Origin of the sequence: Caldanaerobacter subterraneus, assembly GCF_004345675.1 — a bacterium.
Classification (GTDB): Bacteria; Bacillota; Thermoanaerobacteria; order Thermoanaerobacterales; family Thermoanaerobacteraceae; genus Thermoanaerobacter; species Thermoanaerobacter subterraneus.
In genome coordinates this window covers 41,576-54,645 of the sequence record NZ_SLWU01000012.1, presented here as the reverse complement: position 1 = coordinate 54,645, position 13,070 = coordinate 41,576, and the positions used below count along the sequence as shown (strand labels likewise).

Sequence of the window (13,070 nt, the reverse complement as noted above, 5' to 3'; positions counted from 1 at the left end):
AGACACCTCTTTACCTTAAATATTTCCTAAGGTCAAGGCTCGTATCAGCTATCCCCACAACCGCCAAAAGCCAGGAGGTCAAAGGGAAAAAGAGCAAAAACACCAGCAACAAGTTCGCTCCCCACGAGTTCATGTTTAATTTTCGGGTGAGATAAAATTTTATTAACGCCAGTCCCCCTACAGTAAAGCCAAAAGATAAAAGAACTACTATATTGGTAATTATCAAATTAGGTTCTTTTGTAAAATACTGATACAGCAAGGCTACGATAAAAATCCAGCCAGTGATATAAGGCATTTTCCACTCATCAAAAGGAGGCAATGGCTCTATATTAAAGTGCTGCGTTTTCAATATCCTGTAAACTAATAAATAGTTTAGCCAAACCATGAGCAAAACAGCAATTATTAAAGAAGCAGGTATTGTCATCTCCAGCATCTGCTTTATAGAAAGCAGGTTAGACTGTATCATGGAAAAATTAGGATGACCCTTGTAAGATGATGATATATTCGCAACTGCGGCATCGATGGCTTTAAAAAAGTGCGCCATTATGTCTACATTAAATGCCAGTTTGAGTAAATAAAATATCCCGACCATGCCAACAATTGAAAGGGCAGTGACATCAAGAAGCACCTCACTAGCTTTTCTCTTTTTAGAGATGAGGTAGCCCATTAGAAATCCCTGTAGCGCGAAAAAAAGAGCAGTAAAAGCAGTCCCCAAGTCTATAAAAATGACATCTGCTGTAAAGACTATAAAAGAAGCGGCAATAGCGTAAGATTCAGAACCGCGAATACAGGCTATAGCAATGGGGGCCGGAATCAGGAAAAAGAGCAAAAAAAGTGGTGGAAAGTATGCCCCTAAAAGGCTCAATACTACTGCCAAAGCCGCCATCATTGCCGCATTTGTGAGTTTTCTAGTATCCATTAAATCACTCCCGCTTTCGACTTTTAACATACTTCAAGAGCTCAGAAAAATTATATTCTACATCAAAGTTTTTATCAACAATTAAAGATTTCAATTTTTTTGTAAATGCCTCATCTATCTCTTCAAACCTGTAACCTATTTTATCCCCCAAAAGATAAGTGTAAATTAAAATATCTACAATCCCGTCTAAAAGGGCATCTCCTTCTTCTGCATCAATAAAAGACTTTAGCAGATTATAGATTTTCCCCAAAATTTCTACTTTTAAGTTCTCTATCTCCCTTATATTTTTAGCAATTTCCAAATCGCTTTTCATCTTTCCTCCGCCCTTTTTAGTAAACTAAAAGAGGGCATAGCCCTCTTATAATTATACCATTATTCTACTGTATATGGTAGCAGTGCAATTTGCCTTGCTCTTTTGATCGCTTTAGTGAGCTGCCTCTGATGTCTTGCGCAATTTCCTGTTATTCTCCTCGGCAAAATTTTGCCTCTTTCTGTGATATATTTGCGAAGTCTTGCTACGTCTTTGTAGTCAATTCTATCTATGTTATCTGCGCAAAAGGCGCATACTCTCTTTTTCTTTTTGTTTCTTCTATTTTTAGCAGCTGCAGCTGCCGCAGTTTCATTGGTATTTGCCGTCGTCACTTTCAAACCTCCTTTCTTCCTTTAAAAAGGCAAGTCATCTTCGCTCTCTATAGGCGTAAACCCATCAAAATCGTCGGGGATGTCTTCGAATAGCTTATCAAAATCTTCATCCAATTCTTTCTCCTCTTCTGGAGCGCTGCCACTACCAAAGCCAGATTTAGGCTCTAAGAATCTCACATCATCTGCTACCACTTCAGTGACCCAATGGCGGTTACCACTGCTGTCATCCCATGTCCTTGTCTGTATACTCCCTGTAACCGCTACTAGTCTCCCTTTTTTTAGATTGTTAGCACAGATTTCCGCCAGCTTTCTCCACGTGACGATGGGTATAAAATCTGTAGGCCTTTCCCCGCTCTGGCTCACATAGTTCCTGTTAACCGCCAGTGTAAAGGTAGTAACAGGAACCATGTCAGAGGTATACCTCATGACAGGGTCTTTTGTCAAGCGGCCTATCAGAATTACTTTATTTAACATTTTTAACCCACCTTTTTATATTAATAAAAATTAATCGTCTGTCCTTATTATAAGGTAGCGCAAGACTCCATCAGTAATCCTATATACTCTCTCCAATTCGCGTGAAACATCTGGGCTACTATTGAAATTCATTAAAACATAATAACCCTCTGACTTCTTTTGAATAGGGTAAGCCAGTTTTCTTTTACCCCATTCATCAAAATTGGTAATTTCCCCGCCTCTTTCTACTATGAGGTTTTTGAACCTCTCAATCAAGCCCTTTCTTTCTTCCTCATTCAAATCTGGAGAGAGTACATACATAGTCTCGTATGACCTCATCTTTTCACCTCCTTCTGGACTAAGCGGCCCTATTTGCAAAATAGGGCAAGGCGGCAATTTACATTCCTATTCTATCATTGTCCCGATGGATTTTCAACTGTTTTTAAAATTTTTTTGATGCTCTTTTCAAACTTAGCCCTCGGCATTAACACCATCCTGCCACATTTCAAGCATTTTATCCGTATATCCATGCCAACCCTCAAAATTTCCCACTCGTCAGACCCACAAGGGTGTTTCTTTTTAAGCTTCACTATATCACCAACGTGCAAGTCTTTAGGCAAAGCCATCACCTCAATTAGTTTTCTTTTCTGAAAGAATGACGGTTGTGCGCGGGTAGGGGAAAGATATGTTCTTCTGGTCAAACATCTTTTTAACTCTGTAGCGGATGTCTCTTTCCACCGCCCATTTTTGCATAGGCTGGGTCTTTGCGTAAACCATTATGACAAGCTTTGAATCCTGCATATCTGTTATCCCTAATACTGTCGGGCCCTCTATTAAGTCGTCCCTCGACTTCTTTACTTCCTCGCATATCTCTTGAAGCCCTTCTATTATCTTGTCTACGTCCTCATCTATCGGAAATGCTATATTGACCACTGCCATCATGCTGTCTTTTGTGAGATTAGTTACCATCTTTATTTCTCCGTTCGGTATTATGTGAAGGCCATCAGAAAAGCCACGAATTTTTGTAACTCTTAAACCAATCTCCTCCACTGTACCGGAAATCCCATTGATGGTAACATAATCCCCAACAGAAAACTGGTCTTCAAAGATTATAAAAAAGCCTGAAATCATGTCTTTCACCAGATTCTGCGCTCCAAATCCTATGGCAAGGCTTCCGATACCTGCAACAGCCAGTAAAGAGGTCATATCTATGTTGAAAAGTTTGAGAATAGAAGCTCCGGCGAGAAAATAGATTATATACCTGACAGCATTTTTTGTAAGAGATGTCAGAGTGTCTATTTTCCTCTGAGGCAATTGAATTTTGGATTTACTGTACAACTTATAAAACCTATATATTAGAAAATCAGCAAACTTAATGCCAATGAAGGCAATGATGAGTATTTTTAGCACATCTAATAAAAATTTTACTGCTTTTATGTCATAAATTTCTACTAGCTTGTGGTATATATCTGCCCACATTTTCTCCATCACCTTGTTTTTCTGTTTTATCTTTATATTACACGAATCTACTCTTTTTTTCAACCGCTGCTTTTAGATTAAATTGAGTGTATGTAAATTTACACATTTGACAAAAATATATTTAAGACTACTGCAGAGAAAGGGGTATTAAATGGAGTTCATAAATATAGAAGATAAAAACGCCTTTGAAAATTTTTACAGAACATTTCAATTTTACTTCAAAAACCTCTATAAAGAACCTTATAGAGAAATAATACTCCTTTGCATAGGAACAGACAGGTCTACAGGAGATAGCTTGGGGCCCCTCACAGGCCATAAGCTAAAGCCGCTTTTGAGAAATAAAGCTCATGTCTTCGGAACTTTGGAAGATCCCCTTCATGCGAAGAACATAATTGATGTTTTAAAAGAGATAAGAAATACTTTTTATATGCCCTTTACAATAGCTATTGATGCTTCTCTTGGCTCATTAAAACACGTAGGCCACATTTCCATTGGAAAAGGCCCCATAAAGCCAGGGGCAGGAGTGTCAAAAGAGCTCCCCCCTGTGGGAGATATGTTTGTCACAGGTATAGTAAATATATCCGGTTTCATGGAGTACATGGTTTTGCAAAACACCAGGCTTAGAACTGTAATGAAGATGGCAGACATAATTGCAGCAGGTGTTTTTAGAACCATAACAGAAATAAGCGAGAAAAGCAAAGTAAGGGCTTAGGAATAGGCCCTTACTTTGTTTTCATCTTCCATGTTTTTAATCTGCCTGTTTTTTACAAATTCTTCTATAACCTTCACCAGAGGCTCATATTTCTCATAAAACACCACAATTAAATCTCCAGCCTCTGCACTGTGCATAGCCGCTTTTAAAGCTTCTGTCTCTTTCAGGATGATTTTTATATTCTTTTTATCCATTCCCCCTTTTATAGCGCCTTCTTCTAAAATTTTTGCCACCTCTCCCTGTTTTCTGCCTCTTAAATCCTCATCCTCTTTTATATAGATGAAGTCAAATCCTCCTCCACACACCTCTCCTACTTTAAATATGCTGGAATCCATTCTGTCACCGGGAACCCCTATAACACCTATTAGTCTATTTGCATCGAGTTTTCTTGCTGCTTCTATGACTTTTTTAATTCCTTCTACATTGTGGCCATAGTCCACCAACACTCGGAAACTGCCAATGTTGAATAGGTTGAATCTTCCTGGATTGTGGGTGGTGTCAGGATAAAACGTCTTTATCCCTTTTGCTATTATGTTGATTGGCACCTTTACTCCATAAGAAGCGGCAATTGCAGCAAGAGAATTTTCAATATTGTGTAAAACTTTCCCTCCTAATGTAGCGGGAATTTCTTCAATTCTTACCACAGGAACTATCTGCCCATTGGCAATAACAATAACTCCTTCTTTTACATACACAGCTATCCCGCCATTTTCAATATGTCTTTTTACAGTTAAGTTGTTGTCATACATAGAGAAGTATATTATTTTCCCTTTAGCTTTTTTTGCAAGATAAGGGGTCATCGGGTCATCCGCATTCAAAACGCTATAGCCATCGTCCTTTACTGCTTCTACCACAAGAGCCTTTACAAAGGCCAGATCTTCCAGTGTATTTATACCATCTATCCCTAAGTGGTCTTCTGAAATATTTGTTATAACTCCCACGTCTGCCAGGTCATATCCCAATCCTTCTCTTAAAATGCCTCCTCTTGCTGTCTCTAAAACTGCCGCATCTATGTTTTTATCTGCAAGGCAAGTTCTAGCGCTTTTGGGGCCTGTATTATCTCCCTTGTATATGCATTTATCGTCAATGTATATGCCATCTGTTGTAGTCATTCCCACTGTATATCCATAGGTTTTTAGGATATGGGCCACCATTCTGGTCACTGTCGTCTTTCCGTTAGTGCCTGTTATAGACACAATTGGAATTGTAGCTTTGCTTCCTTTAGGAAACAGCATGTCAACAATGGCTTTTGCAACATTTCTGGGCTTGCCCTTGCTAGGATAATGGTGCATTCTTATGCCAGGCGATGCATTTATTTCTATTATAGCCCCATTGGTTGCAGATAGAGGTTTTCTTATATCTTCCATAGTAATGTCTATTCCTGCTATGTCAAGTCCTATAGCTTTTGCTGCTCTTACTGCAATTTCTATGTTGTGAGGGTGTATTTCGTCAGTTCTGTCTATGGCAATTCCTCCAGTGCTCAAGTTAGCACTTTCCCTTAAGAAAACCTTTCTACCTTTCCTTGGCACATCATCAAGGGTAAGCCCTTGTTTCTGAAGCACCATTTTTGACACAGCATCTACTGTTATTTTGGTGAGGGGTTTTTCATGGCCATTTCCTCTTAAAGGATTTTTATTCTCTATCTCAATAAGCTCTTTCACTGTGTGAACTCCGTCCCCTATAACGTGGGCAGGAATTCTCTCCGCAACAGCCACGACTTTCTCGCCCACTACCAGCACTCTGTAATGTCTTCCTCTAATTTGCTTTTCCACCATCACAAGGTCACTGTAATTTTTGGCATTTCTATAGGCTATCACCACTTCTTCTCTGTTTGAGATATTGAGGTGAACTCCTTTCCCCTGATTCCCATTGTAGGGCTTTATGACAACGGGATAGCCCAGCTCTTCTGCAATTGAAATAGCTTCTTCTTCATTGTAAGCTACATCTCCTTCTGGAACTGGAAGGCCGTGGTCTTTAAGTATTTTCTTGGTCAGGATTTTGTCTGAGGCGATGTCAACAGCGATACAGCTCGTATTCTGAGAAATAGTCCCTTCAATCATTTTCTGATATTTGCCATATCCTAATCTCAGTATGCTCCCATTTCCAACTCTTGTAACCGGTATCCCCCTTTTTAGTGCTTCCATTTTTATGGCCATTGTGCTAGGCCCCAGCTCTACTTCTGCAATTATATTGCTAATTTTCTCCAACTTTTCCTCCAAATCTATTTTCTCGCCTCTTATAAGCTTATTTACTAAATCAACAGCTAACTTTGCTGCCCTTATTCCGCATTCTTCTAAGCTATATTCAAATATAACATTATACAGGCTTCCTTCAACATTCCGCGCTCTTCCAAACTTAACGTCATATCCCAGCACGTTTTGAAGTTCTAAAATTATGTGTTCTGTCACATGGGGAAGGTATGTGCCCTCTTCCAGCCTTTTTGCAAAGCCGCCTTCATAGCCGTAAGAGCAGGTATGTTTTTTTAATCCGGGAAGAAGATTAAGGAGAGTTTCATTGAATCCGGGTATATCTTTTGTAGGGATTTCCTCCCCTTCTATGTCTACTGTCATTTTTATCACGGGTCTGTGGCTGTATACATTCCTTCCCCTGTACACCCTTATTTCCTTTATTTTCATATTTTATCCTCCTCAATCGCAGGTTCAGACCGCCACCTTTTTAAGTCAAATTGATAACCTGACGGCAAGATGTGAATGAGCACATTTGTCAGAGCCAAAATCTCATCGGGCTTCGATTCAGAGACATTTGAATGAGTAAGCCACCTCCCGTCCACTACTGTTACAGCATTATTGCCAATCACTTTAAAGCGATTTTCCTCCACCACTATCGCCGTATCCTCATCAATTCCTATGCCCAAATTGCTCGGATTCTGTGCTATTGCAGCAAGAAGCCTCCCTATGCGACCCCTTTGAGCAAAATGCTGGTCTATTATTACATTCTTTAACAATCCCAGCCCTGGTGCCATCTTTATAGTGCATTTCCTAGGGGAATCATCGTCATTCCCCTCTACAATCATCGTCTGAGACATCACAGATGCTCCTGCACTCGTCCCGACTATCAAAACCCCCTTTTCGTGCATGTCCCTTAGCATATCATCTATGCCACTTCCTCCTAAAATGCTTGTTATCCTCAACTGGTCTCCTCCTGTAAAAAACACGCAGTCGCAGTTTCTCAATAAGCCTTTGGCATTTTCTATTTCTTCTTTTTGCCTGGAATTTATATTGACTATCCGGACCTCTTTTGCCCCCAATCTTTTAAAAATTGTCTCGTACATTTCTCCTACTTCCTCGGCCTTTTCCGTCGCTGTAGTCATCACAACTATCTTGCTTTTTTCTCCGCCTGCTAAACTTACAACCTCCCTCAAAATTTCACATCTGTCCTCTTTATCTTCTGCTCCTCCTATTATGACAAGCTTTCCTACTCCTTCTTTCACCTTCTCTTCCTCCAAAAAATAATTAAACTCTCAGGTTTCATAATTTATTATTCCTGAGAGTTTATTTCAATATACCCTTAATTTCAAAGGGTACATAATTTTATGGCATTTTCTTCTACTTTTATTTCAATTTTACTGCTATAAAGTATTTCTCCGTCAACAGTTATAGGTATTTCTTTATCGGCCTCTATTTCTACTTTCTTTGTCCTATAAGTTTCCACCAAACTTTTCAAGTGCACATGTTTTCCAAAAATAACCAATGGAAGCAGCACCAAAATCTTTAGCTTGTTCACTCTTCCCACTATCATCACATCCAGACACCCATCGTGGGGGTCAGCTCCCGGCAAAAGTTTTATGCCGCCAGCGTAATAGCTCAAAACTCCTGCAGCAAAAATCGTTATATCTTTCTTTATCTCTTTTCCATCCATTTTTATCTTAACAGAATAGGGCTTGTACCTAAAAAGGACATTTAAAAGAGCAACTAAATAGGCCCAAATTCCCGAGAGAAATTTTTTGAACCGAACAGCCAAAGCTGCAGTCTCAGATGCAATCCCTGTGCTGGCAATATTCCCAAATGTTAATATGCCATTTATCAAGGCTGCGTCTATGACTTTTACATTTCCCATTATCAAAACATCTATGGCTTTTTCTATTTTTTTGGGTATATGGAAAAACCTAGCAAAGTCATTGCCTGTCCCTACAGGAATCACTCCCAAAGCAGCAGGAGTCCCTTTTATGCCATTGACAACTTCTAAAACTGTTCCATCTCCACCTACAGCTACCACCACTTTAAAGCCGCTTAATGCAGCCTTTCTTGCTAAGATTTTGCCGTGCCCTGCGTACTTTGTTATAAATATTTTGTAATCGATTAATTTCTTTTTCATAATTCTTCGTATTTCAGGAATTTTCCTGTAAGCTCTTCCTCCCCCTGCCACAGGGTTGACAATGAAAGCGATCAAGCTAATCACTCCCCACACTACAATGCTTTTCTCTTCGCCCTCTCAATAGCTTGTACCTCTTCTGCAGAAAGAGGGTACTTGGAATGCCCTCTCTCTATAGGTTTTGCGAAAGTAGCCGTCTCATTTCGCCCATAAATACCCGATAGAACTACTCCATTGTCTTCCTCATCCAAGAGAGCAATAGAATAACTCAAATCAGAACCTACATCTGGAAAAGCATTGTACCTCACTATCCCCACTTTTTTAATGGCCCTTCTCCCCTCTTTTTCTAGAGCATTTACTTTTACTCTTATTTGATTGATGTCATTTCTTATCTCTTCCTTCTCAACTAAAATTCTTTGAAGAAGGTCAAAAATATCTCCTTTTTGCAGAGTGTCTATGACTTTTTCATAAGTCCTTTTAATCTTTAAAAATTTGGCATTCAAAATCAATATCAATATCAACTCAAAGATTGCTAAAACCGCCAGTGCCAATGTAAAAAGTGGAAGATTGCTGTATACAAGTTCTAAAAAGTTCTGCATATCCTCTCCTCCAGTTCTTTAAAAGTTTTTTTGAATAATTGTTTCAATAGCTTCTACCGCTTTAATTATTTCCTCTTCCGTGTTAAAGTATCCAATCCCAAACCTCAAAGTTCCGCTCTTTAAAGTACCTATAGTAGAATGAGCCAGTGGTGCACAGTGAAGCCCTGCCCTTGTAGCAATGTCAAATTCTCTATCCAGTATATGGCTTACTTCTCCAACATCCATCCCTTCTACCGTTATTGAAACTACCCCCACTCTATCATCTATTTCTTGAGGACCGTAAACTCTCACCTTTTTTATCTCTCTCAGGCCCTCTATAAGCAATTCTGTAAGTTTGAGCTCATGCTCCCTAATTGAATTTACGCCTACTTTTTTTACAAACTTCACTCCTTCTTTAAGGCCAGCGATACCCGGAGTGTTCAATGTCCCACTTTCCAGCTTGTCGGGCATCAAATCGGGCTGAAGTGTAAGTTCAGACCTACTTCCTGTACCTCCTTCTTTTAATGGAACAAGCTCTATACCTTCTTTGACATAAAGCCCGCCTGTACCCTGGGGTCCATAGAGTCCCTTATGCCCTGGGAAAGCCAGCAAACTTATATTATATTTTTCGACATCTATAGGTAAAACTCCTGCTGTCTGAGCGGCATCCACTAAAAAAATTAAATTCATTTCCCGGGCAATATTTCCTATCTCCTCAATTGGCATGATAGTACCTGTGACGTTAGAAGCGTGAGTAATTGCAATCATTTTTGTGTTCTTTTTTACGGCTCTTTTAATATCCTCAGGGTCAATCTTTCCTTCTTCGCTCCCTTTGACTATTGTAACTTCTACTCCTTGTTCCTTTAGTCTGCTCAAGGGTCGTGCGACGGAATTATGTTCCATACTGGATGTTATCACATGGTCTCCTTCTTTTAACACGCCTTTTAGAGCTATGTTCAACGCTTCTGTGGTATTTAATGTAAAAACTACCCTCATAGGGTCTTTGATATTGAAAAGAGAAGCTATCTCTTGCCTCGCTTCAAAAATTACCCTGCTGGCCTCCAAAGCCATTCTGTGGCCTCCTCTTCCCGGATTGCCACAGTTTCTCAACATTCTGTCTACTTCCAAATATACCTCTTCAGGTTTAGGCCAGGTAGTAGCAGCATTGTCAAAATATATCATTCCCCAATTCCCCTTTTAATTATTTTCTTTAATTTAATATATGCACTTACATCTTCAAAGGGATTACCTTCTACTATAATTTTATACCTATTCATAATCCTTGACAACAAAAATAAATTAGGGGACCTTATAAAAGTCCCTCTCCAACTTTTGTATCAATTTGCAAAGCATATTATTATCACTTTTCAAAACCGTAAATAATATCCAAAATTCTAGTCAGGTCTTCTTCACCATAATACTCAATCTGTATAATGCCTTTCTCTTTCCCTTTTTGAAGTATCTGAACTTTTGTTCCTAATAGACTGCAGAGATTATCTTCTATTTCCCTTATATGTACATCTATTCTTTTATCTTTTCTTTTTTCTTTTGTCTTTTCACTTCTACTGAGGAGAGTTTTCACGAGTTTTTCTGTTTCCCTTACATTGAGTCCATCTTCCACTATCTTTTTTGCTGCTTCATATTGAAGAGTCTTGCTCGTTATAGATAAAATCACCTTTGCATGTCCCACTGTTATTTTCCCTTCTATCAGCATTTCCTGCACCCTGTCGTCCAAATTCAAAAGCCTTATGCTGTTAGCAATGACTGACCTGCTCTTTCCTATTTTTTTGGCAATTTCCTCTTGAGTCAAATTAAACTGTTCCATCAAAGTCTTATATGCTTTTGCTTCTTCAATGGGATTTAAATCTTCTCTTTGGAGATTTTCAATGAGAGCAATTTCCATAACCTGTAAGTCATCTAAATCTCTAATTATAACCGGAACTTCCTTTAACCCTGCAATTTTTGCCGCTCGCCATCTCCTTTCTCCTGCCACCAGCTGATAGCCCGTTCCCTGCCTTCTTACAACCAATGGCTGTACAATACCGTGTTCCTTTATAGAATCTGCCAATTCCCTTAAACTTTCTTCGTCAAAATGCTTTCTCGGTTGGTATTGATTAGGAAATATTTTATCTATCTGAACCGTTTCTACCCCTTGAGCCTCTTCCTCTCTGTATTCCGGAATAAGCGCCTGCAAGCCTCTTCCCAGACCTTTTTTCCCCGCCACTCTAACACCACCTTTTAAAATTTTATATTCCAGCCCTTTCTATTACTTCTTCAGCCAAATCTTCATATGCTTCAGCCCCTTTGGAAGTAGGGTCATAGAGGGAAATTGGCTTTCCATAACTTGGGGCTTCCCCCAGCCTTATATTCCTGGGAATAATAGTCCTGTACACCTTCTCTTTAAAAAATTTTTTTACCTCGTCCACTACTTGAATAGAAAGGTTTGTCCGAGCATTGAACATCGTAAGAACTACTCCTTCAATCTCCAAAGAAGGATTTAAACTTTTTTTCACCAGGTTTATAGTATTCATAAGCTGAGTCAGGCCTTCCAAGGCATAATATTCGCACTGTATTGGCACAATTACAGAATCAGCAGCTGTGAGAGCATTTATTGTCAAGAGCCCCAATGAAGGAGGACAATCTATAAGAATATAGTCGTATTTTTCTTTCACGCTTTCTATAGCCTTTTTCAATCTGTATTCCCTGGAAATCATTGGCACAAGTTCAATCTCTGCTCCTGCCAACTGTATACTCGAAGGTACAATATCCAATCCGTACTGTTCAAGCTTTAATATGGCATTTTCTATTTCTTCCTCGTCAATTAACAAAGTATATGTAGTGTAATCTAAAGAAGCTGGATTTACTCCAAAACCGCTTGTCATATTGCTCTGTGGGTCTATATCTATGCAAAGAACTTTTTTCCCTTTGACCGCCAACGCATATCCCAAATTTACAACAGTAGTGGTTTTACCTACTCCTCCTTTTTGATTAGCAACAGCAATTACTTTTCCCACTTTTCCACCCCCTGTTTATCAGGACCACCTTCTCACGTCTATTATATCATTGTTTATAATAATGTTCCACATGGAACATCTAACAGGGGGTGAAATTTAATTTATTTTTTAGGAATTCTTATTACAAATTCCAAATACTCATCCTCTTCTCTTTGTGTGTACTCGGCATTCACACCAGACCTTTTCATGGCCTCCACAGTCTGTTTAATAGTGTTGACAAAAATTCTAATGTCTTTGTAAAACTTCATCATTTTCTTTCCATTCTTTTGAGAAACCTCTGGCCTTTTTGTTATCTTATCAATCATTTCCTGGACTAATTTTTCTGTTTGACTCACATTGAGCTTCTTTTTTACTATAACTTCCAATGCCTTTTTCTGAAGTTCCTCATCAGGAAGCCTCAAAAGTGCCCTAGCATGTCTTTCTGTCAAATCGTTCTCTAAAAGTTTTTCCTGTACTTCTTTGCTGAGTTTTAAGATGCGAAGTTTATTGGCAATTGTGGACTGGCTTTTCCCCAGCACTTTTGCAAGTTGTTCCTGCGTGAGATGATGGTCATTTATTAAATTGTAGTAGGCCTGAGCTTCTTCAATAAAATTGAGATTTTCTCTTTGCAAATTTTCAATCAAAGACAAAATTGCAGAATCTTGGTCGTGAGCATTGATGACTATTGCAGGAACTTCTTTAAGCCCTGCTAATTTAGAGGCTCTTAACCTTCTCTCCCCAGCTACCAATTCATAGGAATTGTTGCCCACCATTCTCACTGTAATAGGCTGCAGCACCCCGTAAATTTTAATGGATTCAGCCAATTCTTCTAAATTTTCTATATCAAAAGTTTTGCGAGGCTGGTACGGGTTAGGCCTTATAGCTTCAATAGGCAAATAGACAATCTCTAAAGCCTTATTGGACACCATTTCTAACACCCCACTCCATTACTCTTCCCCTTT

Annotated in this window: 16 protein-coding genes; 1 reads left to right on the top strand and 15 read right to left on the bottom strand. The window is 39.1% G+C overall.

Annotated features, from left to right (window positions below; genetic code table 11):
* Positions 1-10: 10 nt before the first annotated feature.
* From EV203_RS07050 to mscS, 7 genes are all read right to left on the bottom strand, one after another.
* Positions 11-919, bottom strand: a complete 909-nt coding sequence (locus EV203_RS07050; protein ID WP_011026746.1) for a YybS family protein — start codon at positions 917-919, stop codon at positions 11-13.
* Positions 920-923: 4 nt separating this feature from the next.
* The gene (locus tag EV203_RS07045; RefSeq protein WP_132039773.1) at positions 924-1,232 is read right to left on the bottom strand and encodes a MazG-like family protein; all 309 of its coding nucleotides are present in this window, start codon (positions 1,230-1,232) and stop codon (positions 924-926) included.
* Between the two features lie 59 nt (positions 1,233-1,291).
* Entirely contained in the window at positions 1,292-1,561 is a 270-nt protein-coding gene (rpsR, locus tag EV203_RS07040) for a 30S ribosomal protein S18 (protein WP_011026748.1), read from the bottom strand.
* A 21-nt stretch (positions 1,562-1,582) separates the two neighbouring features.
* On the bottom strand, positions 1,583-2,035 hold the full coding sequence (locus EV203_RS07035; protein ID WP_011026749.1) for a single-stranded DNA-binding protein: 453 nt from the start codon (positions 2,033-2,035) through the stop codon (positions 1,583-1,585).
* Positions 2,036-2,065: 30 nt separating this feature from the next.
* Positions 2,066-2,353, bottom strand: a complete 288-nt coding sequence (gene rpsF, locus EV203_RS07030; protein ID WP_011026750.1) for a 30S ribosomal protein S6 — start codon at positions 2,351-2,353, stop codon at positions 2,066-2,068.
* A gap of 74 nt (positions 2,354-2,427) precedes the next feature.
* Complete coding sequence (locus EV203_RS07025) at positions 2,428-2,634, bottom strand: DUF951 domain-containing protein (RefSeq protein WP_031314159.1); 207 nt, start codon at positions 2,632-2,634, stop codon at positions 2,428-2,430.
* 10 nt (positions 2,635-2,644) lie between these two features.
* Positions 2,645-3,493 carry a small-conductance mechanosensitive channel MscS gene (gene mscS / locus EV203_RS07020; RefSeq protein ID WP_011026752.1) on the bottom strand — a complete coding sequence of 283 codons (849 nt, stop codon included), beginning with the start codon at positions 3,491-3,493 and terminating at the stop codon, positions 2,645-2,647.
* 151 nt (positions 3,494-3,644) lie between these two features.
* Here mscS and yyaC point away from each other — a divergent pair, with 151 nt between their 5' ends.
* Entirely contained in the window at positions 3,645-4,205 is a 561-nt protein-coding gene (gene yyaC, locus EV203_RS07015; protein WP_011026753.1) for a spore protease YyaC, read from the top strand.
* On the opposite strand, the gene cphA is transcribed toward yyaC, so the two are convergent.
* From cphA to noc, 8 genes are all read right to left on the bottom strand, one after another.
* Positions 4,202-6,841, bottom strand: a complete 2,640-nt coding sequence (cphA, locus tag EV203_RS07010; RefSeq protein WP_132039771.1) for a cyanophycin synthetase — start codon at positions 6,839-6,841, stop codon at positions 4,202-4,204. The two genes, yyaC and cphA, sit on opposite strands and share 4 nt — an antisense overlap.
* The gene (locus EV203_RS07005) at positions 6,838-7,671 is read right to left on the bottom strand and encodes a cyanophycinase (protein WP_132039769.1); all 834 of its coding nucleotides are present in this window, start codon (positions 7,669-7,671) and stop codon (positions 6,838-6,840) included. Before EV203_RS07005 ends, cphA begins: the two co-directional genes overlap by 4 nt.
* Positions 7,672-7,739: 68 nt before the next feature.
* The gene (locus EV203_RS07000) at positions 7,740-8,615 is read right to left on the bottom strand and encodes a YegS/Rv2252/BmrU family lipid kinase (RefSeq protein ID WP_132039791.1); all 876 of its coding nucleotides are present in this window, start codon (positions 8,613-8,615) and stop codon (positions 7,740-7,742) included.
* Between the two features lie 17 nt (positions 8,616-8,632).
* Positions 8,633-9,136 carry a DUF4446 family protein gene (locus EV203_RS06995; RefSeq protein WP_022588267.1) on the bottom strand — a complete coding sequence of 168 codons (504 nt, stop codon included), beginning with the start codon at positions 9,134-9,136 and terminating at the stop codon, positions 8,633-8,635.
* A gap of 18 nt (positions 9,137-9,154) precedes the next feature.
* Positions 9,155-10,297, bottom strand: coding sequence for a cysteine desulfurase family protein (locus tag EV203_RS06990; protein ID WP_022588266.1), 1,143 nt, complete (start codon positions 10,295-10,297; stop codon positions 9,155-9,157).
* Positions 10,298-10,475: 178 nt separating this feature from the next.
* Complete coding sequence (locus EV203_RS06985; protein ID WP_132039767.1) at positions 10,476-11,339, bottom strand: ParB/RepB/Spo0J family partition protein; 864 nt, start codon at positions 11,337-11,339, stop codon at positions 10,476-10,478.
* A 22-nt stretch (positions 11,340-11,361) separates the two neighbouring features.
* On the bottom strand, positions 11,362-12,129 hold the full coding sequence (locus EV203_RS06980; RefSeq protein WP_022588263.1) for a ParA family protein: 768 nt from the start codon (positions 12,127-12,129) through the stop codon (positions 11,362-11,364).
* Between the two features lie 101 nt (positions 12,130-12,230).
* Positions 12,231-13,037 (bottom strand): nucleoid occlusion protein, encoded by an 807-nt coding sequence (gene noc, locus EV203_RS06975; RefSeq protein WP_022588262.1) that lies wholly within the window; start codon positions 13,035-13,037, stop codon positions 12,231-12,233.
* Positions 13,038-13,070: the final 33 nt, after the last annotated feature.